The 24,830-nt window shown below is 66.0% G+C and carries 26 protein-coding genes; 10 read left to right on the top strand and 16 right to left on the bottom strand.

Annotated elements, in window-relative coordinates; translation table 11 throughout:
• Positions 1–122: 122 nt before the first annotated feature.
• Both zwf and gnd read right to left on the bottom strand, forming a co-directional pair.
• Entirely contained in the window at positions 123–1,625 is a 1,503-nt protein-coding gene (zwf, locus tag AC05QJ_RS17290) for a glucose-6-phosphate dehydrogenase (RefSeq protein ID WP_476742511.1), read from the bottom strand.
• A complete protein-coding gene (gnd, locus tag AC05QJ_RS17285; RefSeq protein ID WP_476747956.1) occupies positions 1,622–2,632 on the bottom strand; it encodes a phosphogluconate dehydrogenase (NAD(+)-dependent, decarboxylating) in 1,011 nt (336 codons plus the stop codon). The genes zwf and gnd overlap by 4 nt, the downstream gene beginning before the upstream one ends.
• A 171-nt stretch (positions 2,633–2,803) precedes the next feature.
• Here gnd and AC05QJ_RS17280 point away from each other — a divergent pair, with 171 nt between their 5' ends.
• A complete protein-coding gene (locus tag AC05QJ_RS17280) occupies positions 2,804–2,968 on the top strand; it encodes a DUF6026 family protein (protein WP_476742510.1) in 165 nt (54 codons plus the stop codon).
• A 41-nt stretch (positions 2,969–3,009) separates the two neighbouring features.
• Here AC05QJ_RS17280 and AC05QJ_RS17275 read toward each other — a convergent pair whose 3' ends face one another.
• Entirely contained in the window at positions 3,010–3,618 is a 609-nt protein-coding gene (locus AC05QJ_RS17275; protein WP_476742509.1) for a LysE family translocator, read from the bottom strand.
• Between the two features lie 111 nt (positions 3,619–3,729).
• Here AC05QJ_RS17275 and AC05QJ_RS17270 point away from each other — a divergent pair, with 111 nt between their 5' ends.
• The 3 genes from AC05QJ_RS17270 to AC05QJ_RS17260 all read left to right on the top strand — a co-directional run bounded on the left by AC05QJ_RS17270 (position 3,730) and on the right by AC05QJ_RS17260 (position 5,764).
• Positions 3,730–4,641, top strand: coding sequence for a LysR substrate-binding domain-containing protein (locus AC05QJ_RS17270; RefSeq protein ID WP_476742508.1), 912 nt, complete (start codon positions 3,730–3,732; stop codon positions 4,639–4,641).
• 67 nt (positions 4,642–4,708) lie between these two features.
• A complete protein-coding gene (gene alkB / locus AC05QJ_RS17265) occupies positions 4,709–5,362 on the top strand; it encodes a DNA oxidative demethylase AlkB (protein ID WP_476742507.1) in 654 nt (217 codons plus the stop codon).
• Positions 5,363–5,476: 114 nt separating this feature from the next.
• Positions 5,477–5,764 (top strand): hypothetical protein, encoded by a 288-nt coding sequence (locus AC05QJ_RS17260; protein ID WP_476742506.1) that lies wholly within the window; start codon positions 5,477–5,479, stop codon positions 5,762–5,764.
• Positions 5,765–5,771: 7 nt separating this feature from the next.
• On the opposite strand, the gene AC05QJ_RS17255 is transcribed toward AC05QJ_RS17260, so the two are convergent.
• The 4 genes from AC05QJ_RS17255 to AC05QJ_RS17240 all read right to left on the bottom strand — a co-directional run bounded on the left by AC05QJ_RS17255 (position 5,772) and on the right by AC05QJ_RS17240 (position 8,798).
• Positions 5,772–6,053, bottom strand: a complete 282-nt coding sequence (locus AC05QJ_RS17255) for a DUF1652 domain-containing protein (protein ID WP_476742505.1) — start codon at positions 6,051–6,053, stop codon at positions 5,772–5,774.
• 237 nt (positions 6,054–6,290) lie between these two features.
• Positions 6,291–7,157, bottom strand: a complete 867-nt coding sequence (locus tag AC05QJ_RS17250; protein ID WP_476742504.1) for a pirin family protein — start codon at positions 7,155–7,157, stop codon at positions 6,291–6,293.
• 96 nt (positions 7,158–7,253) lie between these two features.
• Positions 7,254–8,156, bottom strand: a complete 903-nt coding sequence (locus AC05QJ_RS17245) for an alpha/beta fold hydrolase (protein ID WP_476742503.1) — start codon at positions 8,154–8,156, stop codon at positions 7,254–7,256.
• Positions 8,157–8,174: 18 nt separating this feature from the next.
• Positions 8,175–8,798, bottom strand: coding sequence for a LysE family translocator (locus AC05QJ_RS17240; RefSeq protein ID WP_476742502.1), 624 nt, complete (start codon positions 8,796–8,798; stop codon positions 8,175–8,177).
• Between the two features lie 200 nt (positions 8,799–8,998).
• Between AC05QJ_RS17240 and AC05QJ_RS17235 the strand changes: the two genes are divergently transcribed.
• From AC05QJ_RS17235 to AC05QJ_RS17220, 4 genes are read left to right on the top strand one after another with little or no spacing between them, the layout of a single operon-like run.
• Complete coding sequence (locus AC05QJ_RS17235) at positions 8,999–9,478, top strand: N-acetyltransferase family protein (protein WP_476742501.1); 480 nt, start codon at positions 8,999–9,001, stop codon at positions 9,476–9,478.
• 47 nt (positions 9,479–9,525) lie between these two features.
• Positions 9,526–11,259 (top strand): gluzincin family metallopeptidase, encoded by a 1,734-nt coding sequence (locus AC05QJ_RS17230; protein WP_476742500.1) that lies wholly within the window; start codon positions 9,526–9,528, stop codon positions 11,257–11,259.
• Entirely contained in the window at positions 11,256–12,533 is a 1,278-nt protein-coding gene (locus AC05QJ_RS17225) for a ComEC/Rec2 family competence protein (RefSeq protein ID WP_476742499.1), read from the top strand. Before AC05QJ_RS17230 ends, AC05QJ_RS17225 begins: the two co-directional genes overlap by 4 nt.
• A 9-nt stretch (positions 12,534–12,542) precedes the next feature.
• Positions 12,543–12,902, top strand: coding sequence for a DUF2784 domain-containing protein (locus AC05QJ_RS17220; protein WP_476742498.1), 360 nt, complete (start codon positions 12,543–12,545; stop codon positions 12,900–12,902).
• A gap of 108 nt (positions 12,903–13,010) precedes the next feature.
• Here AC05QJ_RS17220 and AC05QJ_RS17215 read toward each other — a convergent pair whose 3' ends face one another.
• Entirely contained in the window at positions 13,011–14,192 is a 1,182-nt protein-coding gene (locus tag AC05QJ_RS17215) for a porin (RefSeq protein WP_476742497.1), read from the bottom strand.
• A gap of 340 nt (positions 14,193–14,532) precedes the next feature.
• Here AC05QJ_RS17215 and AC05QJ_RS17210 point away from each other — a divergent pair, with 340 nt between their 5' ends.
• Both AC05QJ_RS17210 and AC05QJ_RS17205 read left to right on the top strand, forming a co-directional pair.
• Positions 14,533–15,618, top strand: a complete 1,086-nt coding sequence (locus AC05QJ_RS17210) for an enoyl-CoA hydratase/isomerase family protein (protein WP_476742496.1) — start codon at positions 14,533–14,535, stop codon at positions 15,616–15,618.
• Between the two features lie 16 nt (positions 15,619–15,634).
• Positions 15,635–16,786: an acyl-CoA dehydrogenase family protein gene (locus AC05QJ_RS17205; RefSeq protein ID WP_476742495.1), complete on the top strand. Its 1,152-nt coding sequence runs from the start codon at positions 15,635–15,637 to the stop codon at positions 16,784–16,786.
• A gap of 162 nt (positions 16,787–16,948) precedes the next feature.
• Here AC05QJ_RS17205 and AC05QJ_RS17200 read toward each other — a convergent pair whose 3' ends face one another.
• Genes AC05QJ_RS17200 through AC05QJ_RS17165 form a run of 8 tightly spaced genes read right to left on the bottom strand, consistent with a single transcriptional unit; the run spans position 16,949 to position 24,830 of the window.
• Positions 16,949–17,827: an SDR family oxidoreductase gene (locus tag AC05QJ_RS17200; protein WP_476742494.1), complete on the bottom strand. Its 879-nt coding sequence runs from the start codon at positions 17,825–17,827 to the stop codon at positions 16,949–16,951.
• 15 nt (positions 17,828–17,842) lie between these two features.
• Entirely contained in the window at positions 17,843–18,994 is a 1,152-nt protein-coding gene (locus AC05QJ_RS17195) for an acetyl-CoA C-acetyltransferase (RefSeq protein WP_476742493.1), read from the bottom strand.
• A gap of 3 nt (positions 18,995–18,997) precedes the next feature.
• A complete protein-coding gene (locus AC05QJ_RS17190; RefSeq protein WP_476742492.1) occupies positions 18,998–20,056 on the bottom strand; it encodes an acyl-CoA dehydrogenase family protein in 1,059 nt (352 codons plus the stop codon).
• A 9-nt stretch (positions 20,057–20,065) separates the two neighbouring features.
• A complete protein-coding gene (locus tag AC05QJ_RS17185; protein ID WP_476742491.1) occupies positions 20,066–21,229 on the bottom strand; it encodes an acyl-CoA dehydrogenase family protein in 1,164 nt (387 codons plus the stop codon).
• Between the two features lie 9 nt (positions 21,230–21,238).
• A complete protein-coding gene (locus AC05QJ_RS17180) occupies positions 21,239–21,991 on the bottom strand; it encodes an enoyl-CoA hydratase family protein (RefSeq protein WP_476742490.1) in 753 nt (250 codons plus the stop codon).
• Positions 21,988–23,103 carry an NAD(P)H-dependent flavin oxidoreductase gene (locus AC05QJ_RS17175; RefSeq protein ID WP_476742489.1) on the bottom strand — a complete coding sequence of 372 codons (1,116 nt, stop codon included), beginning with the start codon at positions 23,101–23,103 and terminating at the stop codon, positions 21,988–21,990. The genes AC05QJ_RS17180 and AC05QJ_RS17175 overlap by 4 nt, the downstream gene beginning before the upstream one ends.
• Positions 23,100–24,017: an enoyl-CoA hydratase gene (locus AC05QJ_RS17170; protein WP_476742488.1), complete on the bottom strand. Its 918-nt coding sequence runs from the start codon at positions 24,015–24,017 to the stop codon at positions 23,100–23,102. Before AC05QJ_RS17170 ends, AC05QJ_RS17175 begins: the two co-directional genes overlap by 4 nt.
• A gap of 15 nt (positions 24,018–24,032) precedes the next feature.
• Positions 24,033–24,830, bottom strand: a complete 798-nt coding sequence (locus AC05QJ_RS17165; protein ID WP_476742487.1) for a CoA-transferase subunit beta — start codon at positions 24,828–24,830, stop codon at positions 24,033–24,035.

Here is a 24,830-nt window from a genome sequence, read left to right as displayed (position 1 = left end):
AATCCCTCAGGCCATGGTGCGTTGCAAACAATGTGGGAGCCGGCGTTGCCGGCGATGCGCCGCGCGGGCGGCGCTCGATCTCGAGAACACTGAACCCTCCCGCGCCGGACACCCGACAACCATCACCCCAACCGGTGCCAGCTCCGCCGCTCCCGCCCCAGCAACTCATCCCCTGCCGCCGGTCCGTCTTCCCCTGCGGCGTATTCATGAACTTCACCGCCCTCCTTCCAGGCCTCGAGGAACGGCTGCACCGCACGCCAGCCGTTCTCGATGTTGTCGGCACGCTGGAACAGGGTCTGGTCGCCGATCAGGCAGTCATAGATCAGGGTCTCGTAGCCGGTGGCCGGGCGCATGTTGAAGAAGTCCTTGTAGGCGAACCCCAGTTCGACGTTCTCCATGGCCAGCGCCGGCCCCGGACGCTTGGCCTGCAGGTCGAACCACATGCCTTCGTTGGGCTGGATCTGGATTTTCAGGTAATTGGGCTTGGGCCGCTCGGCATCGCTGTCGCGAAACTGCGCGTAGGGCGCCGGCTTGAAGCAGATGGCGATCTCGGTGTCGCGCACGCTCATGCGCTTGCCGGTGCGCAGGTAGAACGGCACGCCGACCCAGCGCCAGTTGTCGATCATCACCTTCAGCGCCACATAGGTTTCGGTCTGGCTGTCGGCCGCGACCCGCGATTCCTCGCGATAGCCCTTGAGTTTCTTGCGTCCCACCTTGCCGGCGACGTACTGCCCGCGTACCGAATTCTTCAGGGCCATGGCCTTGGACCACGGCCGGATCGCGCCGATGACCTTGGCCTTTTCGCTGCGTACGGCGTCGGCGCCAAAGGCCGCCGGCGGTTCCATGGCGACCATCGCGAGCAGCTGGAACAGGTGGTTGGGCACCATGTCGCGCAGGGCCCCGGTGCCATCGTAGAAACCGCCACGTTCTTCCACGCCGACGGTTTCCGCGGCGGTTATCTGCACATGGTCGATGTAGTGGTTGTTCCAGAACGCCTCGAACAGGCCGTTGGAAAAACGGCTGACCAGAATGTTCTGCACCGTCTCCTTGCCCAGGTAATGGTCGATCCGGTAGATCTGCCGCTCGCTCATCACCCGTAGCAGGCAGGCGTTGAGCAGTTCGGCGCTGGCCAGGTCGGAGCCGAACGGCTTCTCGATCACCACCCGCCGAAAACCTTCGCTTTCGTGCAGCAGGCCGGCGTCGCCCAGGCGTTGCACCACCTCGGCGAAAAACCGCGGCGAGGTGGCCAGGTAGAAGATCGCGTTGCCGTTGCGTGCCTTGCCGATCCGCTTGCCGATGGCCTGGTAGGTCTCCGGGTCGAGGAAGTCGCCAGTGAGGTAGTCGATGCGTTTGGCCAGCTTCGCCCAGCGTTTCGGATCCAGGCACTGAGCGCCCTCGCCGGCCGCCTTGTCGCGCTCGTGCATGAAGGCTTCCAGGCGCTCGGCGAACTGCGCGCCGGTGGCCTGGTTGTGGTCGACACCGACGATGCGCAGGTTGTTGTCCAGCAGACCGTCGCGACTGAGGTTGTACAGGGCCGGCATCAGCAGGCGCTTGACCAGATCGCCATTGGCGCCGAACAGGAACAGGGTGCAGGGTGGAGCGGTTTCGACGTTGTATTGATTCATTCGGAACGCTCGACATGCCCGCCAAAACCGAAGCGCATCGCCGACAACAGCCGGTCTCCATAGGTGCCTTGCTGCTGCCTGGAACGGAAACGGGCGTACAGCGCGCTGGACAGCACCGGCACTGGCACGGCCTGCTCCACTGCCGCCTCGATGGTCCAGCGGCCCTCGCCGCTGTCGGCTACCGAGCCGCTGTAGCCGCTCAGTTGTGCGTCATGGGCCAGGGCGTCGGCGGTCAGGTCCAGCAGCCAGGAGGTGACCACGCTGCCACGGCGCCAGACTTCGGCGATTTCCGCCAGATCCAGTGAATAGCGCTGCTCCGGCGGCAGTTCCTCGCCGGCTTTGCCACGCAGGATGTCGAAACCCTCGGCGTAGGCTTGCATCAGGCCGTACTCGATGCCGTTGTGGACCATCTTGACGAAATGCCCCGAGCCGGCCGGCCCGGCGTGGATGTAGCCTTGCTCGGCACGGCCGAAATTGCCCTCGCGCCCACGGGTTCTGGGGATGCTGCCAACCCCCGGCGCCAGGCTGGCGAACAGCGGATCGAGGTGTTCGACCACCGCCTGCTCGCCGCCGATCATCATGCAGTAACCCCGCTCCAGCCCCCACACACCGCCGGAGGTACCGACATCGACGTAGTGCAGCCCACGCGTGCCCAGTTCGGCGGCGCGGCGGATATCGTCCTTGTAGAAGGTATTACCGCCATCAATGACGGCATCGCCCGCCTCCAGCAGGCCGGCCAGTTGCGCGATCGTCTGCTCGGTGGCTTCGCCCGCCGGCAGCATCACCCACACCGCCCGCGGCTTGCCCAGTTGCCCCACCAGGGCGGCGAGGTCCGATGCCCCCTTGGCGCCCTCGTTCACCAGGGTGTCGATGGCCGCCTGGTTGCGGTCGCTCACCACCACTTGATGGCCGTTGCGCATCAGGCGCCTTGCGATGTTACCGCCCATGCGGCCCAGCCCCACGATTCCCAGTTGCATGTGCCGATGCTCCGTTCGAAAGGAAGAAATGCCTCGTCAGGCCCACAAGGTTAGTCCAGTGGCAACGAACGATGGTTTCACGACGAACGGCACGACAGCGGCAAACAAAAAAGTTCCAACGAACGGAAAAAGAATTCAGAATCGCGCCCCGTCGAGCGTCTACGCTTCAGTTCTGTGACAAGCCAACCAGTGAGGTGCGCAATGCAAACCCTGATGCCAGCCAGCCCGCCCCGGACGCTCTACGTTCAGGTTCGCCGCGACGAACTCGACCGTCTGAAACAGGAACGCGACCAGCTCAAGGAACAGGTCGCCCGCCTCAACCTGATGCTGCAACAGGCCCGCGCCGACCTGCCGGCCACCGCCTGATCCTCCCCTTTCGGGCGCAGTCATTCCCGGTTGCGCCCCCGTCAGCCCAGCAGCACCTTCAGCCAGTAAGCCACCCCCAGCGCCGCGACCAGCAGCAGCAAAGCCGCCGAGATCCGCGATACCGATGCCCGGTAGCGCTGCGCCAGGCTGTGCCGCATCACGCCGATATACAAAGCGAGAATCCCCAGGTCGATGATCAGCCACAGCAGCGCCAGCAGGCCGATGCTGGCACCGAACGAGTCGGTCACCGGAATGAACTGCGGGAACAGGGCAACGAAGAACAGGATGTCCTTGGGGTTGGAGATACCGATCACGAAGCCCTGCCACCAGCCGCTGCCGCGACGTGCCCGGTGCTCCTCGGCGACGCCTGACGCCCTCAAACCGCTCAAGCCCAGCCAGCCGATGAACAGGCAACCCAGCAAGCCGCCCCACTGCAACAGCTGCGGGCTGATGGCCAGGCTGCCAGCCAGCACGGCGGCGGCCGCCGCGACCAGCACCAATGAGGCGGCATTGGCGCCCAGCGCAGTCTTCACCGCCGGCAGTGTGCCGGCGCGGCTACTGGTATCCAGCACCAGCAACACCACAGGTCCGGGCGTTGCGATCAACAGGATGACAGTGCCCAGGTAGGCAAGCAGCAGCGGAGTATTCATTTTTGGCTTCGTGACGTTGATGGCGTGCATTGTGGCGGCGCCACCCGGCCTTGAAAAACGCAAAAAGCGCTGGCCTACTATGATCCAGACTCATGATGAGCAACACCCTCCATGGCCGATCGTTTGCCCCCGCTCTATGCCCTGCGTGCCTTCGAGGTCGCCGCGCGCTCCTGCTCCTTCACCCGCGCCGCCGAGGAACTGGCCCTGACCCAGAGCGCCATCAGCCGGCATATCCGCAGCCTGGAGAGCCAACTGGGCTGCCGCCTGTTCGAGCGCAACGGTCCGCGCCTGCGCCTGACCGACACCGGCCAGCGCCTGGCGCGCCAGCTCAATGCCGGTTTCAGCCTGATCGAGCAGGCCTGCCAGCCGTTTCGCGGCAGTCGCCGGCAATTGCGGCTCAAGGCGCCGTCCACGCTGACCATGCACTGGCTGCTGGCCTGTCTCGAGCGCTTTGGCCGCCTGCACGACGCGTTTGCCGTGCAGCTGGCCAGCGTCTGGATGGATCAGGATGCCGTGGACTTCGCCAGCGAGCCTTACGATTGTGCCGTCCTGCTGGGCGACGGCCATTTCGGCGAGCAGGTACACAGTTGCAAGCTGTTCGAGGAATGGCTGATTCCGATCTGCGCGCCATCGATGCTCGGCGCCGCGCCGTGGGACGGGCGACGGCTGGCCGAAGCGGCGCTGGTCCACCCGTCCGGCGACCGCCGTGACTGGCGACGCTGGCTGCGCGGCAGCGGCCTGACGGATGCCATCGACCTGCAGCGGGGGGTCTGCTTCGACACCCTCGACCAGGGCATGGCTGCCGCCATGGCCGGCCACGGCGTTTCCATCGGTGATCTGGCGCTGGTCAGCGCCCACCTGCGCGATGGTCGCCTGGCGCTGCCGTTCCCGCAGGCGGTGGCGACCGGCGATGCCTATTACCTGGTGTGGCCGCGGGGCAGCGCCTGGCAGCACAGCATCGACACCCTGCGCGACTTTCTGCTCGAGCAGCGTCCAGGCGGCGACCCGACAGCGGTCGCCTGAATCCACAACCTTGCGCACGCCGGTGCATACTGGCCGGTGCCCTGTTCCCCCAAGAGCCGTCCGACCGATGCAGACAGAACTCGACCTGTTCGAAGCGCCGCAGCGCCAGGAACCTCAATGGGTCGGCCAGCAGACCGTCGTGCTGCCCGGCTTCGCCCTGCCCTGGGTCGAACGCTTGCTGCCGGCGTTGCGCCGGGTCGTGCTGGCCGCGCCGTTTCGCAACATGACCACGCCGGGCGGACGGACCATCTCGGTACGGGTCACCAATTGCGGCAGCCTGGGCTGGGTCAGCGACCGCGGCGGCTACCGCTACAGCCCGCTCGATCCGCTCAGCGACACCCCCTGGCCCGCCTTGCCGCCGGCGTTCATCGAGCTGGCGCAGCACGCAGCGCGCGCCGCCGGCTTCGACGATTTCGTACCGGACGCCTGCCTGGTCAACAGTTACCTGCCAGGCAACCGGCTGACCCTGCACCAGGACCGCAACGAGCGGGATTTCAGTCAGCCGATCGTGTCAGTCTCGCTGGGGCTGCCGGCGACCTTCCTGTTCGGCGGGCACGAGCGCGCCGAGCGCACCCGGCGGATCGTCCTGCAGCATGGGGATGTGATGGTATGGGGCGGTGTCGACCGCTTGCGCTATCACGGCATCATGCCGTTGAGGGATGGCGTACACCCACTGCTGGGGGCACGGCGAATCAACTTTACCTTGCGCAAGGCCGGATAGAGCCTGCCGACGGAACGTGAGGCTGCTCGTCGAGATAAATTGAGAAACAACGTGTTTCAATGGTCTAACCTCCATCAGCCGGCATGACGCCAGCCCAACGGAGGTGACCACTCAATGCCTGCGGCTATTGCCCCTCGTCCTCAGTCGCTCACACTCGCCTACACCCGCGACACCCTCTTTGGCGTCTCGACCCAGAGCGCCGAATGCCAGGTGCAGCTTGAAGCGTTGAACCTCAATGGCCAGCCTGGGGTGCAGTTGCAGATCACCCCGCCCTTGCCGCCGAAGCTGGCACAGGCTCATACACTGGTGTTCGACTGGCGCGGGCACGCCTGCCGGGGCATCGTCCAATCGTCCCGACAGTGTGGGGATGGCAGCTTGCAATTGCGTCTGGAATTGCAGTAACGCGGAATCAGCGCCCGGCAAGCCGGTGCAGTGTTTCCACGCGATTGGGCTGTTGCGCTTCGCGCTGCTGGCGAACCCGCATGACCAGATCGGCCAGTGCCCGGCAATCGGGCAAGGCACCGAGGTGAATATCGCTCACGGTCATCTCCCGGCGATGGGCATCGGCAGGAAAATGCAGCGTCAGCGACAGGCCGTCGCCACAGCTGACCTGGCAGTGGTCAGGCAGAAAAGCGCCCTCTATCAATTGCCGCAGTTCCAGATCGCACACTCCATTCATTGGCATTGTCATACCCTCTCTCTAAGTCCACCCACGGTAGGCCCGCCGGGCCGTCGGCTTCTAATTGAAAAAGCCATCGGACAGCGCAAGCCTCATTGAGCTTGCGCATGAGTGCGGCGGCAGGACCCCGCAGGCTCTGAGATAAGGAGGATCAGGCCCGGCATCGGGTTCGAACGCAGTGAGCGAATATCGGACGAAAGGCTCGCGCAAAAAAAACGGCAGCTCGATGGCTGCCGTCACGGGAGGGAATCAGGCCCCCATCTGGCCGAAGCGGCCGGCATGGAAATCATCGAAGGCCTGGACGATCTCTTCCTGACTGTTCATCACGAACGGTCCGTAACCCACGACAGGTTCGTCCAGCGGCTCGCCGCTGAGCCAGAGCACCATGGCTTCACCGTCGGCCTCCAGCAGGACATCGTCGCCACCGCGCTCGAACAGCACCAGTTGTGCGGCGCCCACGGTTTTCTCGCCGTTGATCCGGAGCGATCCGCGCAGCACCACCAGCGCCGCGTTGTGGTCATCCGCAGTCGCCAGGCGAACCGACTTGCCGGCGTTCAGGTGCAGGTCCCAGACGTCCATCGGCGTGAAGGTCCGCGCCGGGCCGCGGTGGCCTTGATAGTCGCCAGCGATGACGCGCAGGCTGCCCGCGCCATCCGCCAGTTCGACCTGGGGAATGTCGGCCGCCAGCAGCGTCTGGTAGCCAGCCGGCGCGGACTTGTCCCGGGCCGGCTGGTTGACCCACAGCTGCACCATTTCCATCATCCCGCCGGTTCTGGCGAACGACGGCGCATGGAACTCCTCATGGATGATGCCGCCCGCTGCGGTCATCCATTGCACATCGCCCGGCCCGATCAGGCCACCGGCGCCGGTGGAGTCGCGGTGTTCCAGTTCGCCCTGATAGACGATGGTGACCGTCTCGAAGCCCCGGTGCGGATGCTGACCGACGCCACGACGGGCGCTGGTGGGCTGGAAATGATGGGGCGCGGCGTAATCCAGCAGCAGAAACGGGCTGATGTGCCGGGCCAGGTTGTCGTAGCTGAACAGGCTGCGCACCGGAAAACCGTCGCCGACCCAATGGGCCGCCGGGCTCTGGTAGACACCTTGAATCTTCTTCATCAGAAACCTCCTCGTTGCATGGGAACCACAATACCCATGCAGCGAAAAAGACGGTAGCCGGCAAAAAACAGCTTCAGTGTTCCACCAATGGAACGGTCAGGCGCGCCTGGCCGCTTCGAGTGTGAACGCCGCGAGAATCCATGCCTCGATCGCCTCCACGGCCGCCTTGGGATCCTCCTGCATGAAGCAGTGCCCCCCGGGCACCTGGCGCGGCTCGACACAAGGATTGAGCCTGGCCCAGCGCGCCAGCGAACGGGGCACGAACGGGTAGGTCTGTGCGCCATGCAGCACCAGCGTCGGTGTCTGCACCTGTCCCAGGGATGCCCACAGGCGTTGAGGGAAGGAGCTGAAGATCTCCACCTCGCGGCTCGGCCGGCACTTGAGCACCACGCCTTCGCCGCAATCGCCGATGGCATGATCCACATAAGCCTGCAGCGCAGCGCCATTCCAGCCTTTGAAGATCCCTCGTCCTTGCAGCGAATCGTGGGCCGTCTGGCGATCCGGCCAGAAGCTGCGCCGGCTCGCGGCCTTGCGCGCCAGGCCGTGACGACGGTGCATGCCGAACAGGCTGGCGACGCCCATCACACCGATCATCGAGCGGCTGAACACCACAGGGTCCAGCAGCACGGCACGGCGGAACAGCTGCGGTTCACGGGCCAGCATCAACGCCGTGAGCACACCGCCAAAGCTGTGGCCGATGGCAAAGCACGGCACCTCGCCGTACTCGCCACGGCCGGCGTGGAAAGCTTCCAGCGCCAGTTCGGCACTGCGGTTCCAGCCGACGAAGGGGCCGCCGTGATCGCTGTCGCCATGGCCCTGGACGTCGCTAAGCCACAGATCGAAATGCGTGGCCAGCAATTCCAGCGTCGGCTGGTACGCCAGGCTGCAGAAGCCGTTACCGTGGACGAAGTGCAGCAGGGGCTTGCCGCTGGCGGGGGACCGCCAGCCGCGCAAGGTGAAGGATTCGGCGCACTCATGCGTCCAGGGGATCAGTTCCATCGGGGCTCGCAGCGGACTTCAGAAAAAACCCGATTCTACAAACAGCAGCGGATACAGAGATAGCACCAGCAGGGCCGCCATCAGCAGGTTAAAGCGCCGAAGCCAGCGGGGATCCTGCAAGAAGCGGCGCAGGGCGCTGCCGAACATCACCCAGACGCAGACCGATGGCAGGTTGACCAGGCAGAACACCGCGGAAATCACGATGACGTTGAACAGGTAGCCCTGGGCCGGCGTATAGGTGGTAATGGCGCCGACCGCCATGACCCAGGCCTTGGGGTTGACCCACTGGAACGCTGCTGCTCCCCAGAAGCCCAGCGGCTTGCGGCTTTGCGGGTCGGAGGCGGACATCGGCCCGGAATTGGCGATCTTCCAGGCCAGGTACAGCAGGTACGCCGCACCCGCATAGCGCAACACCGTGTACGCCAGCGGGTAGACCTTGAACACCTCGCCAAGCCCCAGCCCAACGCCGAGCACCATGACCATGAAGCCGATGCTCACCCCGAGCGCATGGGGAATGGTGCGACGCACGCCGAAGTTGACGCCCGAGGCCAGCAGCATGGTGTTGTTCGGCCCGGGCGTGATCGAGGAAACGAAGGCGAACAGAACGAAGGCCGAGAGCAGATTCAGCGAGGTGAGCAGCATGATGGCGTTCCTGGTTTACGGGGCATCCGCCCCTTTGGATTTGTAGGAAAAACCCTACCGGGAATCCTCGCCAACGCAGCAGTACAGTTCCCAACTATTGCGCAGATACACTTTACTGTTCAGCTCTGCTGAATCAACTTACGGCCACTGAGAAACTGGACTACGATGTCCGCCACCTTTCTCACCGGAATACCCTGTCCATGTCGTTGCAGATCCGCCCCGCCCGTCCCGAAGACGCCGAACAGATCCTCACCTTCATCACCGAACTGGCCGAGTACGAGCGCGCTCGCCATGAAGTGGTGGCCAGCGTCGAGGCGATCCGTCACAGCCTGTTCAGCGAAGGCAGCACCGCCCACGGGCTGATCTGCGAGCGGTACGGCCAGGCCATCGGTTTTGCCGTGTATTTCTTCAGTTATTCCACCTGGCTGGGCGCCAACGGCATCTACCTGGAAGACCTCTACGTGACGCCGCAGGCCCGTGGCACCGGCGCGGGCAAGGCACTGCTGCGCCACCTGGCCCGGCTGGCCTGCGAGAAAAACTGCGGTCGCCTGGAATGGAGCGTGCTGGACTGGAACCAGCCGGCCATCGACTTCTACCTGTCCATCGGCGCGCAACCCCAGGACGAATGGGTACGCTACCGCATGGACGGCGAGACGCTGCGGGCCTTCGCCCACGGCTGAGCATCACCACCCTCCACTTCGACGGATTGATAGCGGGGCACTGATCCATGGCCGTGAAAGCCAACACCCAGACCTTCACCATTCTCGCTCAGGACCCGGCGGTGAGTGCCCCGGACGGTACGCCGCTGTTCGCCCGGGTCAGCGTACCGCTGGAGTCGCTGGCGGACGGGCCCACCGGTTACCGGGTCAAGGTGGTCGATTTCGACGCCTCGGCCAATCGCCTGTACCGCCCGCACCGCTACCAGCAGGCGCCAGGCGACAAGGCCGTCGATCCGTTCGACCCACCCCACAAGGGGTTGCTGGGGGCGCCGCAGTTTCATTGCCAGCAGGTCTACAGCGTGGTCATGCGCACCCTCTCGCGCTTCGAGCTGGCGCTAGGACGACGCGTCGGCTGGGGCTTCGACGGGCATCAGTTGCACATCGTGCCACACGCCTTCGTCGAGGCGAACGCCTTCTACTCCCGGGACGACCGCGCGCTGATGTTCGGTTACTTCCAGGACGGCGCCGACTGGGTGTTCACCTGCCTGTCCCACGACATCGTCGCCCATGAGGCGACCCATGCCGTGCTCGACGGCCTGCGTGGCGGCTTCATGAATGCTTCGGGCCCGGACCAGGCGGCGTTTCATGAAGGCTTCGCCGATGTGGTGGCGCTGCTCTCGGTGTTTTCCCTGCGCGAAGTGATCGAATTCGCCCTCACCCGTTACCGCGGCCTGGAGATCCAGCAGCAGGACGGCGTACGCCTGATCGACGGCGACGCCCTGCGGCCCGACGCACTGGCCGACACTTTGCTGTTCGGCCTCGGCGAGCAGTTCGGCCAGGCCATGACCGGCCTGCGGGCCAACCCGTTGCGCCGCTCGGTGCAGTTACGCCCGTCCACCGACTACCTGGACAGCGCCGACTACGCCGAACCCCACAGCCGCGGCGAAGTCTTCGCCGCGGCCATGCTGCGCAGCCTGCTGGAACTCTGGTGTGCGCGGTGCCAGTCACTCGGCACCTTTGGCCACGATCGCTACAACCTCGATGCGGTAATCGACGAAGGCGCCAAGGCGGCCGACCAGTTGCTCACCATCGCCATCCGCGCCCTCGATTACTCGCCGCCGCTGGACCTGGAATTCGGCGATTACCTGGCCGCGCTGCTCACCGTCGATGCCGAAGTGGCGCCGGACGACTCGCGCTACAGCTACCGGCAGATCATCCGCGACACCTTCGCCGCCTACGGCATCCGCGTGCCCGCCGGCCGGACCGACGCCGAGGGCTGCTGGCTGACCTTCGCCGGCAACGAGCAGATCCAGTACCGCAACAGCCATTTCGATTCGATGCTCAAGGACACCGAGGAGGTCTTTCGTTTCCTCTGGGAAAACCGCAAGGCGCTGCAGATCGACGATCGCGCCTACACCGAAGTGATCTCGGTGCGGCCGAGTCTGCGTTTCGGGCCTGACGGCTTCATCCTGCGCGAGACGGTGTGCGAGTACACCTGTCGCGCCAATCTGTACGGTGCCGAGTTCCGCTCGGTGTTCAGGGAACCGCGTCCGGCCTGGCTCAAGACCACCGACGAGGTCACGGTGTACGGTGCCGGCACGCTGATTTTCGACCAGTACGGGCGCATCAAGTACCACATCCAGCGCCCGCTGGATGATGCCCGCTGGCAGGTGCGGCGTCTGGAGTGGCTGTATGGGCCGCGCACCGACGGCTTGCCAGCCGGGGCGCTGGCGGACCTGACCCGCATCCACCGCGCCCGCGCCATGCAGTCGCCCGCAGCCAGCGGCGAGGTGCAGCCATGAGTCCGGTCCGCTTGCACCTGTTCGCCTACCAGGTCGGGTTCGGCGACTGCTTCCTGTTGCGCTTCGTCTACCCCGACGACAGCCGGCGCCATGTGCTGATCGACTTCGGCACCGTGGGCATGCCCAAGGGCGTGGAAAAGGCGACGCAAATGCTGCGCATCGCCAACGACATCAAGCAGCGCTGCGGCGGCAAGCTGGACGCGCTGGTGGCCACCCACCGCCATGCCGACCACATCAGCGGTTTCGATCCGGGCAGCAAGGACACCGGCCCCGGTCGCATCATCCGCGAGCTGGCACCGGACGTGATCCTGCAGCCCTGGACCGAACAGCCCGACCTGCCGGAAGACGCCACCGCACCGCTGGCCAGCGCTCATGTACGCGCCCTGGCCGGGATGAACCTGACGGCGAAGGGTCTCGACGACTACCTCAAGGGCAAGCCCAGGGGGCTGGCGCCGGAGCTGGCCAGGCGCCTGGGTTTTCTCGGCGAGAACAATGTCAAGAACGAGGCGGCGGTGAGGAACCTGATTGCCATGGGCGAGCGCGACGGTGCCCGCGCGATCTATGCCCATTACGGCAGCGACGATCCGCTGGCCACGGTGCTGCCCGGTGTCAGTACCCGCGTGCTGGGCCCGCCCACCGTGCAGCAGAGCGACTCGGTCCGTCGCCAGCGCGCCACCGATCCCGAATACTGGCTGCGCCAGCCAGAGCTGCTGTTCGGCCCGCGCAACAGCCGCGGCGCCAGTGCCTCGCCCTTCCCCGACGCTGACTACGAAAGCGGCGGCAAGCTACCCCAGAGCACCCGCTGGATTGCCCAGCGGGTTCGCCAGAGCCGCGGCGAACAATGGCTGTCCATCGTCACCATGCTGGACAAGGCCATGAATAACACCAGTCTGATCCTGCTGTTCGAAGCCGGCGGCAAGAAGCTGCTGTTCCCCGGCGACGCCCAGATCGAAAACTGGCGCTACGCCCTTGCCCAGGAGGGCGTCGCCGACCTGCTCGGCTCGGTCGATCTGTACAAGGTTGGCCACCACGGCAGCCTCAATGCCACGCCCAGAACCCTGTGGAACGGCTTTCGCAAGAAAGGCGACGCCGCCCGGCCGGAACGCCTGACCAGCGTGCTCTCCACCCTGCCCGGCAAGCACGGCACCGAAGCCAGCAACACCGAAGTACCGCGCCGGCCGCTGGTGGACGAACTGGACAAGGACAGTCACCTGCACGACACCGACCGCCTGGCACCCGATCAGCTCTTCGACGAAGTCATCCTCGACCTGTAGGGAGGCGCAATGCTGTACCGCATCACTGCTGACGGCCTGGTGCTGCTGCACCTGCTGTTCATCCTGTTCGCGGTAGGCGGCGCGCTGCTGCTGTTCAAATGGCCGCGACTGTGCTGGCTGCACCTGCCTGCAGCGCTCTGGGGCTTTCTGGTGGAAGTGATGCACTGGCCCTGCCCGCTGACCCGCTGGGAAAACCACTTCCGCCGGGCGGCGGGTGAACAGGGTTATGCCGCGGGTTTCATCGAGCATTACCTGCTGCCGGTGATCTATCCGGCCGGGCTGACGCCCGCCTTGCAGGTAGGGCTGGGATTGCTGGTGCTGGGGGTGAATGGCGTGATCTACGCAAGATTGCTGTATCGGCGCCGCTGAACGGTGTGACAACGAGGGGCTGGCACTCAGGCCACCGCGAGACAGGTCCTTTCCTCCGGCAGGATGCGCCTTGCCGGAAAGATCAGCCCTGCCCCGCAGTGGTGGGGTTTACCAGGTCAGCACGGCACCCACGGCGAAGGTGTCGGTGTCTTCGTTCTGTGCGTCGCCTTCATGGCCGCGGATTTCGAACTGGTTGTACTCGGCCACCAGCTTGAGGTTGTCGTTGATGGTGTGGAACAGCGCGATGCCGCGGGTCTCGTAGTCGGCGCCGGTGTTCACCGCACCGTTGCCGTCGTCCTTGGTCTTGCCGTACGACAGCGCCACACGGTTCTTGCCGATGGTGTAGGAGCCCTGCACCAGGTAGCCCTTGCTGTCCACTTCACGCAGGGTGGCTTCGCCGGCGTTGTTGGTGAAGAACGGATTGATGCCTTTGGCGGTGAAGCCCGAGCCAGTCAGGGAGAAGTCGCCCATCTTCGCCTGTACGCCATAGCCCAGGCCTTTGGAGGTGACGCTGTCGACGTTGCTGTCGGTGTTGTCCGAGGTCTGGTAGCTGCCGTTGAGCCAGCTGTAGATCTTCGCCCCGCCCAGGTCGAACTGGTAGGTGATCTCGCTCTCGGTGCGCGGGTTCTTCTGGTAGGCCTTGCCCACGGCGCTGTCGTCGTTGGTGTCCACCGGATCCATGATACCCACGGCCACCCGCAGCCCTTCCATCACCGGGGTGCGGTAGGTGATCTGCGAGGTCGGGAACGGGTACGGGTAGCCGCTGCCGATGTTGCCGAAGGACACGCCGCCGCCGTCCACCAGGCCGAGGGTATCGCTGACCTGGCCGTAGCCAGCCAGCAGCTCGTCGAGCAGGATGTTGGAGCGGGCGAACAGGCCGAAGTCCTTACCGATCAGCACTTCACCCCATTCCGGGTTGGCCACGGTGCCGTAGAACTGACGCACATCGATGGCGGTGTCGGTGCCGTTCTGTTCGCTGTCGTTGATGGTTACCCAGAACGAAGCGCGACCGCCCAGCTTGAGGTCGCCCATCTGCTTGGTCATGTTGAAGCCCAGGTAGTTGGGCAAGAAGCCCATCTTCACCCGCGACTGACGGCGGTCGTACTGCTCGCCGGCGCGGTCGACGTCACTGTTGACGTAGAAGGCGTTGATATAGCCGTCGGTGGAGAAGGTCGTCTCATCCTTGTCGTACAGCATGATCTCGGCGCTGGCCAGCGGGGTCAGGCCGAAAGTGGCGAGGCCGGCCAGAAGGGGCAGGAAACGGGCATTGGCATTCTTATTGTTGTGCATGACGCTCTCCGCGAACGTTGGGGACGGTTGTCGGGAGGAATTATCGAAAGCCGACCGCCGGTGCCCTACGCTGCCTTGGACGCAAGCCGGCGCTGCTTTGGCCGGTGGCGGTGGCGCGCCGTTCGGGGGAACTAATCCCCTGTGCTAGCGGGTCACAAGGCTAAAGTGTCGACACCGGTGCCGAAGGTCGGTGTCGCCCATGCAAAAATGCAGGTTGGTCTTGCAGTTTTGCCGATTGAACTGGGCAAAATTGCACTGCTACGATCCGGGCGATCCTTGACCACTCGTCCACACCGTGCCGATTCATGTGGAAAATCAATAACAAAGCAGGGAGACAGCGATGACCGCGCATGCTCAACCACCAGCGACTTCCGAAGCGGACAACGCTCAGGTACTGGCCAGGGTCCGTAACCATATTGGCCATTTGACCCTCAATCGCCCCTCCGGCCTCAATGCCCTCACCCTGCAGATGGTTCGCGACCTGCGCCTGCAACTGGAACAGTGGGCCATCGACCCGCAGATCCATGCCGTAGTCCTGCGCGGCGCTGGTCCCAAGGGTTTCTGCGCCGGCGGCGATATCCGTTCGCTGTACGACAGCTACAAGAACGGTGCACGCCTGCACCGCGACTTCTTCGTCGAGGAATACGAACTCGACCTCCTCATCCACCATTACCGCAAGCCTATCGTCGCGCTGATGGACGGTTTCACCCTCGGCGGCGGCATGGGCCTGGCCCAGGGCGCGGAGCTGCGGGTGGTCACCGAACGCAGCCGCCTGGCGATGCCGGAAGTGGGCATCGGCTATTTCCCGGATGTCGGCGGCAGCTACTTCCTGTCGCGGATTCCCGGCGAGCTGGGCACCTACCTGGGTGTCACCGGCGTGCAGATCCAGGCCGCCGACGCGCTGTACTGCGGCCTGGCCGACTGGTACCTGGATGCCGACAAGCTGGACACCCTCGATGAACGCCTCGACGAACTGACCTGGAGCGACAACCCGCTCAAGGACCTGCAAGGCGTGCTCGCCCGCCTCGGCACCCAGACACTCGTGGCCCCGCCCCTTGCCGAACTGCGCCCGGCCATCGACCACTTCTTCGCCCTCCCCGACATCGCCAGCGTGATCGAGCAACTGCGCAGCGTCACCGTGGCCGACAGCCACGAATGGGCCCTGAAGACCGCCGACCTGATGGAGACCCGCTCGCCGCTAGGCATGGCGGTGACCCTGGAGCTGCTTCGTCGGGGCCGGCACCTGAGCCTGGAAGACTGCTTCAGGATGGAGTTGCACCTGGACCAGCAATGGTTCGATCACGGCGACCTGATCGAAGGCGTGCGCGCCCTGCTCATCGACAAGGACAAGCAACCGCGCTGGAACCCCGCCACCGTCGCCGGACTGGACCGTCAGCGGGTCGAACAATTCTTCGAAGGCCTGTGAGAGCCGGAGTACGCACATGCAAGACCTTGAACTGAGCGAAGAACAGATCATGATCCGCGACATGGCCCGCGACTTTGCCCGCGGCGAGATCGCGCCCCATGCCCAGGCCTGGGAAAAGGCCGGCTGGATCGACAACGCCGTGGTGGCGAAGATGGGCGAGCTCGGCCTGCTGGGCATGGTGGTGCCGGAAGACTGGGGCGGCAGCTACACCGACTATGTCGCCTACGCCCTGGCGGTGGAAGAGATCGCCGCTGGCGATGGTGCCACCGGCGCGCTGATGAGCATCCACAACTCGGTGGGCTGCGGGCCGTCGCTGGCCTACGGCAGTGATGAACAGCAGAAGACCTGGCTGCCGCGCCTGGCCAGCGGCGAAGTGATCGGCTGCTTCTGCCTGACCGAGCCCCAGGCCGGCTCCGAAGCCCACAACCTGCGCACCCGCGCCGAGCTCAAGGATGGCCACTGGGTCATCAACGGTGCCAAGCAGTTCGTCAGCAACGCGCGCCGTGCGGGCCTGGCGATCGTCTTTGCCGTGACCGACCCGGATGCCGGCAAGAAAGGCATCTCGGCCTTCCTGGTGCCCACCGACAACGAGGGGTTCGTGGTCGATCGCAGCGAGCACAAGATGGGCATCCGTGCCTCCGATACCTGCGCCGTGACCTTGAACAACTGCCGTATTCCCGAGGCGAACCTCCTCGGCCAGCGCGGCAAGGGCCTGGCCATTGCCTTGTCCAACCTCGAAGGCGGACGCATCGGCATCGCCGCCCAGGCCCTGGGCATCGCCCGGGCGGCATTCGAAGCGGCGCTGGTGTATTCCCGCGAACGCATCCAGTTCGGCAAGCCGATCAACGAGCACCAGAGCATCGCCAACCTGCTGGCCGACATGCAGGTGCAGATCAACGCCACCCGCTTGCTGATCCTGCATGCCGCGCGCCTGCGCAGTGCCGGCAAACCGTGTCTGAGCGAAGCTTCCCAGGCCAAGCTGTTCGCCTCGGAAATGGCCGAACGGGTCTGCTCCATGGCGATCCAGGTGCATGGCGGTTATGGCTATCTGGAGGATTACCCGGTGGAGCGGTATTACCGGGATGCGCGGATCACCCAGATCTACGAGGGCTCGAGCGAGATCCAGCGGATGCTGATTGCCCGAGAGTTGAAAAACTACCCATTGTGATTGGCTGCTGGCCTCACCGCTGACCACGTGGGAGCGGCTTCAGCCGCGATCGGCGGCGCAGCCGTCGTAGAACCTGAATCCGCGATTTATCTGGAATACCGGGAATACAGGTTTTATGGCCGCTGCGCGCCCAATCGCGGCTGAAGCCGCTCCCACCAGGCCTCAGCTACCCCACACCCGCTGTGCCTTCGGCGCTTCGGCAAGCAGGGCATCCACCGCCTCACCCACCTCGTCCACCTGCCACAGCGCGCCCTTGTCCCGGGTCACGCCAGTGCGCCAGCCATCCCCCAGCGAGATCCGCCCGCCCTGGCTTTCGAACACCTGCCCGCTGACGTGCCCAGACCGCTCACTGCCCAGCCACACCACCAGGGGCGCGACGTTTTCCGGCGCCCAAGCGTCGAAGCTGCCGTCTTCGGGCTTTTTCACCACATCGGGCATGGCGCTTTCGGTCATCGAGGTGCGCGCTGCCGGGGCCAGGGCATTGGCGGTGATACCGTAGCGCGCCAGCTCCGCGGCCTGTACCAGCGTCAGCGCGGCGATCCCGCCCTTGGCCGCCGAGTAGTTGGACTGGCCAATGGAGCCCTGCAGGCCGGCGCCGGAGCTGGTGTTGATGATCCGCGCCGCCACCGGCGTACCGGCCTTGGCCAGGTCGCGCCAGCGCCGCCCCAGGAGGTTGGCCAGGCAGTAATGCCCTTTCAGGTGCACGCGCATCACCAGGTCCCAGTCGTCTTCCGACAGGCTGAGGAACATGCGGTCGCGCAGCACGCCCGCGTTGTTGACCAGCACATGCACTTCGCCGAACGCCGCCAGGGCGGCATCGACGATGCGCTGGGCGCTGTCGAGGGTGGTGATGTCGTCGCTGTTGGCGATGGCCTGCCCGCCACTGGCGCGGATCTCCCCGGCCACGTCCGCCGCCGCGTCGGCACGGATATCGTTGATCACCACGTTGGCGCCCTCGGCCGCGAAGGCCAGGGCGTAGGCGCGGCCGAGACCACCGCCGGCGCCGGTGATGATCACCGTCCGGCCATTACAGATAGGCATGTCTGACTCCTTGATTCAAAGACGCTCGATAATCGTGACGTTGGCCTGGCCACCGCCCTCGCACATGGTTTGCAGGCCATACCGGCCGCCGCTGCACTCCAGTTCGTTAAGCAGCGTGGTCATCAGCCTCGCGCCGGTGGCGCCCAGCGGGTGGCCCAGGGCGATGGCACCGCCGTTGACGTTGGTGCGCGCCGGGTCGTAGTCCAGTTCCTTGGCCCAGGCCATCACCACCGAGGCGAAGGCTTCGTTGATCTCCACCCGGTCGATGTCGTTCATGCGCAGGCCGGTCCGCTCCAGGGCGCGGCGAGTCGCGGCGATCGGCGCCGTGAGGTGCCAGATCGGGTCGTCCCCCAGCACGGTCAGGTGATGGATGCGCGCCCGTGGCGTCAGGTCGTAGCGCTTGAGCGCCGCTTCCGAGACCACCAGCAGCGCCGCCGAGGCGTCACAGGTCTGGCTCGACACCGCAGCGGTGATCGACGGGAAACGCGGGTCCACCGGTTGCAGCTCGGCCATCTTCGCCAGGCTGGTCTGCCGCGGCGTTTCGTCTTCGCGCAGGTCGTCGAAGGCGACGATTTCCCGTGCGAAGCGTCCGCTGTCACGCGCCACCAAGGCCCGTCGGTGGCTTTCCAGGGCGAACGCCTCCATCTGCTCCCGGCTCAGTTGCCAGTGATCGGCAATCCGCTGTGCCGCATAGAACTGGTCCACCGGTTGCCCGCCGAAGCGCGCCCGCCAGCCTTCACTGCCGGAAAACGGATCGGGGAAGCCCAGTGGCTGCCCGGCCAGCATCGCCGAGGAAATCGGGATGCGGGTCATGGTCTGCACGCCGCCCACGGCCACCACGTCCTGGGTGCCGCTCATCACCGCCTGGGCGGCGAAGTGCACGGCCTGCTGGGACGAGCCGCACTGGCGGTCCACCGTGGTGCCCGGCACCGTGAGCGGCAGGCCGGCGGCCAGCCAGCTGGTCCGGGCGATGTCGCCGGCCTGGGCGCCGATGGTGTCGACGCAGCCGAAGATCACGTCGTCGTAATCCTCCGCCGGAATGGCATTGCGCTGCACCAGCGCCTTCAGCACATGGGCACCGAGGTCGATGGCATGCACTTCGGACAGCGCGCCCTTGCGCTTGCCCGTGGGGCTGCGCAGGGCATCGACGATATAAGCCTCTGGCATGGTTCAGTCCTCGAAGGTGTGGCCCGGGCCAAGCCGGGCGCTGTCGGCAAACAGGTACGCGCCGACACGGGATTTGTGGAAACCGCGATCGCCCCAGGACGCATCCAGGGCCCAGGCGCGCTTCATGAACATCTGCAGGTCGACTTCCCAGGTGTAACCCATGGCGCCATGCACCTGGATGCCCTTGCGCGCCGCCACCCAACTGGCTTCGCAGCAGGCCAGCCGCGCCTGGGACACCCACAGCGACGCCGAGGCATCGCCCCGGGCCAGGCCATGGGCGGCGCGGTACAGCACCGGCTTGGCCTGTTCGATCTGCCGCGCCACGTCGGCCAGGTGGTGCTTGACCGCCTGGAAACTGCCGATGGGCTTGCCGAACTGCTTGCGCTGGGCCACGTAGTCCACCGACAGGTCGAGCATGCGCTGGGCCAGGCCCAGCAGTTGCCCGGCCACCGACAGCGCGCCCCGGTCCAGCAATTTGGCCTGCAGCGCCCGGCCTTGCTCGCCGGCCGCCAGCAAGGTGGCGGCGGCGGGATTCCAGGTGACCCGGCCCAGGCGGCGCGAGGCGTCGATGCTGGCATTGGCCTCGACATCCACCTGCGCCCGCGGCACCAGATGCACCTCGTCGCCGTGAGGCAGGATCAGCACCTCGGCCAGTTGCGCGTCGCTCACCAGCGGGTTGATGCCGTGGCCGATGGCCAGGCGCACGCTGCCTTCGGCGATGCGCGGCAGCAGACTGGCCCGCGCCGGGTGCCCCGGATCGAGCGCCGCCAGCAGGCCGACGGCAACGTAGGCGGTGTCGGCCAGCGAGTCGGGAATGGCGTAGTAACCCAGTTCCTGGGTCATCAGCGCCCAGGCCACGTCGTCCATGCCCAGGCCGCCGTCATCCTCGGGAATCGACAGCGCGGTAAGGCCCTGGGCGGCGATCTTGTTGCGCAGGTCGGGCGAGCGGCCGGCGTCGGTTTCCCAGATCTCGCGCAGCATCTCCGGCGCGGCCTCGGTCATCAGGAAGCGGCTGATGGCCTCGCGGAAGGCGAGCTGGTCATCGTTGAAAGTGAAGTCCATGGCCGCTCCTTACTTCGGCAGGCCGAGCATGCGCTCGGCGATGATGTTGCGCTGGATCTCGTTGGTGCCGGCGTAGATCGGCCCGGCCTGGGCGAACAGGAAGCCCTCCAGCCAGTGCGCGGCATCGCCGGCCAGCGGTGCGCTGGCGCGCAGTTCGCCACGGGCGCCGAGCAGGCGCATGGCAGTCTCGTGCATCTTCAGGTCGAGCTCCGACCAGATGATCTTGTTGATGCTCGACTCGGCGCCGATCTGCTCGCCGCGTCCCAGCCGGCCCACGGTGTGGTAGGCCGACAGCGCATAGGCTTCGGCGCCCATCCAGCACTCCAGCACGGCGTCACGCAGGGCCGGATCACGCTCGGCGGCCTGCGGCTCGGCTTTGAACAGTTCCACCAGCTTGCGCGCGGTGTACTGGAACCGCGCCGGCGAGCGCAGCAGCAGACCGCGTTCGAAGCCGGCGGTGGCCATCGCCACGTGCCAGCCCTGCCCTTCGGCGCCGATCAGGTTGCCCACCGGCACCCGCACATCGTCGAAGAACACTTCGGCAAAGGCATCCTTGCCGTTCAGCGCCTTGATCGAGCGGATGCTCACGCCCGGTGCGTCCAGCGGCACCATCAGGAACGACAGGCCGTGATGACGGCTGGAGCCCGGTTCGCTGCGGAACAGACCGAACAGCCAGTCGGCGTAGGTGGCCCGGCTCGACCAGGTCTTCTGGCCGTTGATCACATAGTGGTCGCCGTCGCGTACCGCCTTGCTGGTGATGGCCGCCATGTCCGAGCCGGCATTGGGTTCGGACCAGCCTTGGGCCCACATATCGGTGCTGGCGGCCATGCGCGGCAGAAAGTGCTTTTTCTGCGCCTCGGTGCCGAACTCCATCAGGGTCGGGCCGAGCAGCAACTGGCCGTTCTGGTTGATGCGCATTGGCGCGCCGGCGCCGTAATACTCTTCCTCGAAGATCAGCCACTCGATCAGGTCGCAGCCGCGCCCCCCGAGTTCGGCCGGCCACATGACCATGGACCAGCGGCTGTCGAACAGTTTCGCTTCCCAGGCGCGGTGCTGTTCGAAGCCCTCGCGGGTGTCGTAGCTGGCCAGCGGCTCGCGGGGCGCATGTTCGGCCAGCCAGGCCCGGACCTCAGCGCGAAAGGCATTCTGTTGGGGGGTGTAGGTCAGTTCCATGGCGCCTCCTCAGAACCGGGCTTCGCGTTTTTCAACGAAGGCGCGGCGGGTTTCCGCCGAGTCCGGGCTGGTGTACGCCTGCAGGGTGAAGCCCTGCTCCCAGCGGTACTTGTCTTCCAGGTTGCCGTCCTCGATACCGTTAAGGGCCTCCTTGGCGATGCGGATCATGCCCGGGCTTTTCGCGGCGATGCGCGCGGCGATCTGCAGGGCGGTCTCACGCAGTTGCTCCTTGTCCACGATGCGCTCGATGAAGCCGTACTGCTGGGCTTCGCGGGCGCCGATGCTGTCGCCGGTGAAGAACAGGTAGCGCACCTTCTGCACCGGGAACAGCCGCTGCAGGTGAGCGCCGCCACCCATGGCGCCGCGGTCCACCTCAGGCAAGGCGAAAGTGGCGCATTCCGAGGCCACGACGATGTCCGCCGCGCCGGTGATGCCGATGCCGCCGCCCAGCACGAAGCCGTGCACGGCGACGATCACCGGCACCGGACAGCGGTGCACGGCCTTGAAGGTGGCGTAGTTGCCGGCGTTGACCTCGATGATGCGTTCGGGATGGGCGTCCAGCTCCTTGATGTCGACGCCGGCACAGAAGCCGCGGCCTTCGGCACGGATGACGATGACCCGCACCTCGGGGTTGGCACCGAGGCTGTCGATTTCACGGGCCAGGGCGTTCCACTCGCGGCTGTCGAGGGCGTTGACCGGGGGCTTGGCGATCACCAGTTCGGCGATCCCCTGCTCTAGTTGCGTGCTGAATGCCTGGTTCACAGGGTTTCTCCAAGACGGATGGGCGGGTTTTCCGGGCGCGGGATAGCGCGCCGGGCCTGCAAGGCATCGAGGCACTGCTCGGCCTCGCGGGCGATGTGTTCGATCACTTCCTGGCAACTGAGCAACTCGCCGATGGCGGCGGCCACCTGGCCACTGGGCAGAATGCCGTCGTCGGGCCGGCCATCGACCATCGAGCGCTGCAGCAGCACCGGCTGGTTGGCGGCCATGACCACCTGGGACAGCGCCGCCGGGTCTTCCCGCAGCGAGCGCAGGAACACCGAGGCCATGTGGCCCAGGCTCATGCCGGTGTGCTGCTTCCACTGCCAGGCGCTGCCCAGGGCGATACGCAGCCGGCCGAACGGGCCGGCCTGCTCCAGGCGGTTGATGAAGGGGTTTTCGATCATGCGGTGGCGCATGCCGTCCACCGCAGTGGTCACGCGCACCCGCTGTGGGTCGCTGACCTTGAGATAGTGTGCAAGCGTCGCCGCCGGCGTCGGCGATTCCCGGGTCATCAGGAAGCGCGTGCCCATGGCGATCCCCGCCGCGCCGGCGGCCAGGGCCGAGGCCAGGCCGCGTCCGGTGGAATAACCACCGGCAGCGATCACCGGCACCGTCACTGCATCCAGCACCTGAGGCAGCAGGATCGAACTGGGCACGCCACCGGTGTGGCCGCCGCCCTCGCCGCCCTGGATGGTGATCAAATCGGCACCCAGTTCAACGGCCTTGACCGCGTGCTTGAGGGCGCCGACGGTGGGAATGCACAGCACGTTGGCGGCCTTGAATCGGGCAATGGTCTGTTTGTCCGGGCCGCGGCCGTAGCTCACCGCCCGCAGGCGGTAGGCGATGGCGAGGTCCACGCACTGGGCGGCGTTATCCTGGAACATATGAAAGTTGAGGCCGAAGTTGCTGCCGCCGGTGGCGTCGATCACCTTGCGGATCTCGCCCTCCAGTTCATCGGCGGCAATCGTCGCACCCGCGAGAAAACCGAAGCCGCCGGCACGGGTGGTGGCGATCACCAGGTTGGCGTCGGCCACCCAGCCCATGGCGGTCTGCACAATGGGATAGCGACAACCCAGGGCCTCGGTCAGTGGAGTCTGCAAGCCGCCGTTCATGCCCCGTCGCTCCCGGCGGCGGCCGCCTGTTTGTTGGCCTGGGCCATGCCCTTGGCGTCGAAGCCGCCGAGCTTGTCACCCGACAGCAGTTCGTTGTGGGCATGGGCGAAATGGTGCCAGGCGAACGCCGCGTCCATGGCGGTGCGCTTGCCCTGCAGGTCTTCGACATGGTTGATGGCCTGCTTGGTCAGGGCCAGCCCCATGCGCGGCTGGCGGGCGACGGTGGCGGCCATGGCGTAGGTGGCGTTTTCCAGGTCGTCGCGGGACACCACGCGGTTGACCATGCCCATCTGCCAGGCGCGTTCGGCGCTCATGCGCTCGCCACAGAACAGGAACTCCTTGGCGATGCGCGGATTCAGTTCGTAGGGATGGGCGAAGTACTCCACCCCCGGAATGCCCATGCGCACGACAGGGTCCTGGAAGAAGGCGTCGTCGCTGGCGACGATCAGGTCGCAGACCCAGGCCAGCATCAGTCCACCGGCGACACAGGCGCCATGAACCATGGCGATGGTCGGCTTGGGCAGCTCGCGCCAGCGCCGGCACATGCCCAGGTACACCTCCTGCTCGCGGGCATAGAGTTGCTCGCCGCCGGGCTTGTTGGTGTGGTCCCACCACAGGTGAGCGCGTTCGAACGGCTTGTCGATGTCGCGCCCCGGTGTGCCGATATCGTGGCCGGCGGAAAAGTGCCGGCCGGCGCCGCGCAGCACGATCACCTTGACCCCGTCGTCGTCCACCGCCCGGCGCAGCGCGGCATCCAGGGCGTAGGTCATCTGCGAGTTCTGCGCATTGTTGAAATTGGGCCGGTTCAGGGTGACGGTGGCGATGCCGTCGGCCACCCCGTACAGCACCGGCTCATCGGTCTCGTAGGCCGAACGGTCGTGGCGCACGACGAATTGGCTGTCGCTGCTGTGCATGTTCGCGCTCCTGTCTCAGGCGGTACGGATGCCGGGCGGATTGCCCTTGAGCGCGCTGGCGCGCAGGTCATGGGGGTCGAGGCGGCGGATCAGTGCCAGTTGCTCGGCGCTCGGGTGTGCGGTTTCCCGCAGGTGCGGCGACCTGAGCAGCGGAAAGCCGGTGTTGTCCTGGACCTGCTCGAAGCTCACGCCAGGGTGCAGGCTGCGCACCTGCACGGCGCGGTCAGGACCGTCGAAGTCCATGACGCAGAGGTCGCTGACCACCAGGCGAATGTCCATCAGGTCACGGCGGGCGCCTTCGGGCCAGCGCTCGGCCTTGAAGCCGACACCGGAGACCATGTCCACTTCGCCGCTGACGAACACCCGGCTGTTGTGGCTGGGCACGAAGAACGAGTTGATATGGTTGATGCTGTTGCCCGGCAGGCCGCGCACGCCAAGGATCGCGGTTTTCGGCTTGTGGTAGTCGCCGACGCAGGACAGGTTGGTCTGGCCCCAGCGGTCGACCTGGGTCGGGCCGATCATGGCGTGGCGGCGACCGCCCCAGACGCATTCGAAGACCCGTTCGAAAGACAGGTAGCCCGAGTAGCGCGGTTGCTGGTCGCCGCGCGGCCCCAGCGGCACCGGCTCTTCCACCAGGAAGGCCTCGCTGTCGGTCATCAGCAGTTCCGGACTATGGCTGAGCTTGGCCAGGCTGGCGCCCAGGCGCGGGATCACGCCCAGGCCCGAGGCGATCAGCTCGCCGTTGCCGCGCCAGGCTTCGGAGGCGGCGACGATCAGCAGTTCGGCGAGGGTGAAATCACAGTTGGCAGACAT

This window comes from Pseudomonas sp. TUM25319 (assembly GCF_056388475.1).
Note: the sequence above shows the minus strand (reverse complement) of the source record. Positions and strands in the feature narration are given on the sequence as shown.

Excerpts from the sequence above, each read along its gene's own strand:
- zwf (WP_476742511.1), bottom strand. The coding sequence starts at position 1,625 with ATGAATCAATACAACGTCGAAACCGCTCCACCCTGCACCCTGTTCCTG.
- AC05QJ_RS17280 (WP_476742510.1), top strand. The coding sequence starts at position 2,804 with ATGCAAACCCTGATGCCAGCCAGCCCGCCCCGGACGCTCTACGTTCAG.
- AC05QJ_RS17275 (WP_476742509.1), bottom strand. The coding sequence starts at position 3,618 with ATGAATACTCCGCTGCTGCTTGCCTACCTGGGCACTGTCATCCTGTTG.
- AC05QJ_RS17270 (WP_476742508.1), top strand. The coding sequence starts at position 3,730 with ATGGCCGATCGTTTGCCCCCGCTCTATGCCCTGCGTGCCTTCGAGGTC.
- alkB (WP_476742507.1), top strand. The coding sequence starts at position 4,709 with ATGCAGACAGAACTCGACCTGTTCGAAGCGCCGCAGCGCCAGGAACCT.
- AC05QJ_RS17260 (WP_476742506.1), top strand. The coding sequence starts at position 5,477 with ATGCCTGCGGCTATTGCCCCTCGTCCTCAGTCGCTCACACTCGCCTAC.
- AC05QJ_RS17255 (WP_476742505.1), bottom strand. The coding sequence starts at position 6,053 with ATGACAATGCCAATGAATGGAGTGTGCGATCTGGAACTGCGGCAATTG.
- AC05QJ_RS17250 (WP_476742504.1), bottom strand. The coding sequence starts at position 7,157 with ATGAAGAAGATTCAAGGTGTCTACCAGAGCCCGGCGGCCCATTGGGTC.
- AC05QJ_RS17245 (WP_476742503.1), bottom strand. The coding sequence starts at position 8,156 with ATGGAACTGATCCCCTGGACGCATGAGTGCGCCGAATCCTTCACCTTG.
- AC05QJ_RS17240 (WP_476742502.1), bottom strand. The coding sequence starts at position 8,798 with ATGCTGCTCACCTCGCTGAATCTGCTCTCGGCCTTCGTTCTGTTCGCC.
- AC05QJ_RS17235 (WP_476742501.1), top strand. The coding sequence starts at position 8,999 with ATGTCGTTGCAGATCCGCCCCGCCCGTCCCGAAGACGCCGAACAGATC.
- AC05QJ_RS17230 (WP_476742500.1), top strand. The coding sequence starts at position 9,526 with ATGGCCGTGAAAGCCAACACCCAGACCTTCACCATTCTCGCTCAGGAC.
- AC05QJ_RS17225 (WP_476742499.1), top strand. The coding sequence starts at position 11,256 with ATGAGTCCGGTCCGCTTGCACCTGTTCGCCTACCAGGTCGGGTTCGGC.
- AC05QJ_RS17220 (WP_476742498.1), top strand. The coding sequence starts at position 12,543 with ATGCTGTACCGCATCACTGCTGACGGCCTGGTGCTGCTGCACCTGCTG.
- AC05QJ_RS17215 (WP_476742497.1), bottom strand. The coding sequence starts at position 14,192 with ATGCACAACAATAAGAATGCCAATGCCCGTTTCCTGCCCCTTCTGGCC.
- AC05QJ_RS17210 (WP_476742496.1), top strand. The coding sequence starts at position 14,533 with ATGACCGCGCATGCTCAACCACCAGCGACTTCCGAAGCGGACAACGCT.
- AC05QJ_RS17205 (WP_476742495.1), top strand. The coding sequence starts at position 15,635 with ATGCAAGACCTTGAACTGAGCGAAGAACAGATCATGATCCGCGACATG.
- AC05QJ_RS17200 (WP_476742494.1), bottom strand. The coding sequence starts at position 17,827 with ATGCCTATCTGTAATGGCCGGACGGTGATCATCACCGGCGCCGGCGGT.
- AC05QJ_RS17195 (WP_476742493.1), bottom strand. The coding sequence starts at position 18,994 with ATGCCAGAGGCTTATATCGTCGATGCCCTGCGCAGCCCCACGGGCAAG.
- AC05QJ_RS17190 (WP_476742492.1), bottom strand. The coding sequence starts at position 20,056 with ATGGACTTCACTTTCAACGATGACCAGCTCGCCTTCCGCGAGGCCATC.
- AC05QJ_RS17185 (WP_476742491.1), bottom strand. The coding sequence starts at position 21,229 with ATGGAACTGACCTACACCCCCCAACAGAATGCCTTTCGCGCTGAGGTC.
- AC05QJ_RS17175 (WP_476742489.1), bottom strand. The coding sequence starts at position 23,103 with ATGAACGGCGGCTTGCAGACTCCACTGACCGAGGCCCTGGGTTGTCGC.
- AC05QJ_RS17170 (WP_476742488.1), bottom strand. The coding sequence starts at position 24,017 with ATGCACAGCAGCGACAGCCAATTCGTCGTGCGCCACGACCGTTCGGCC.
- AC05QJ_RS17165 (WP_476742487.1), bottom strand. The coding sequence starts at position 24,830 with ATGTCTGCCAACTGTGATTTCACCCTCGCCGAACTGCTGATCGTCGCC.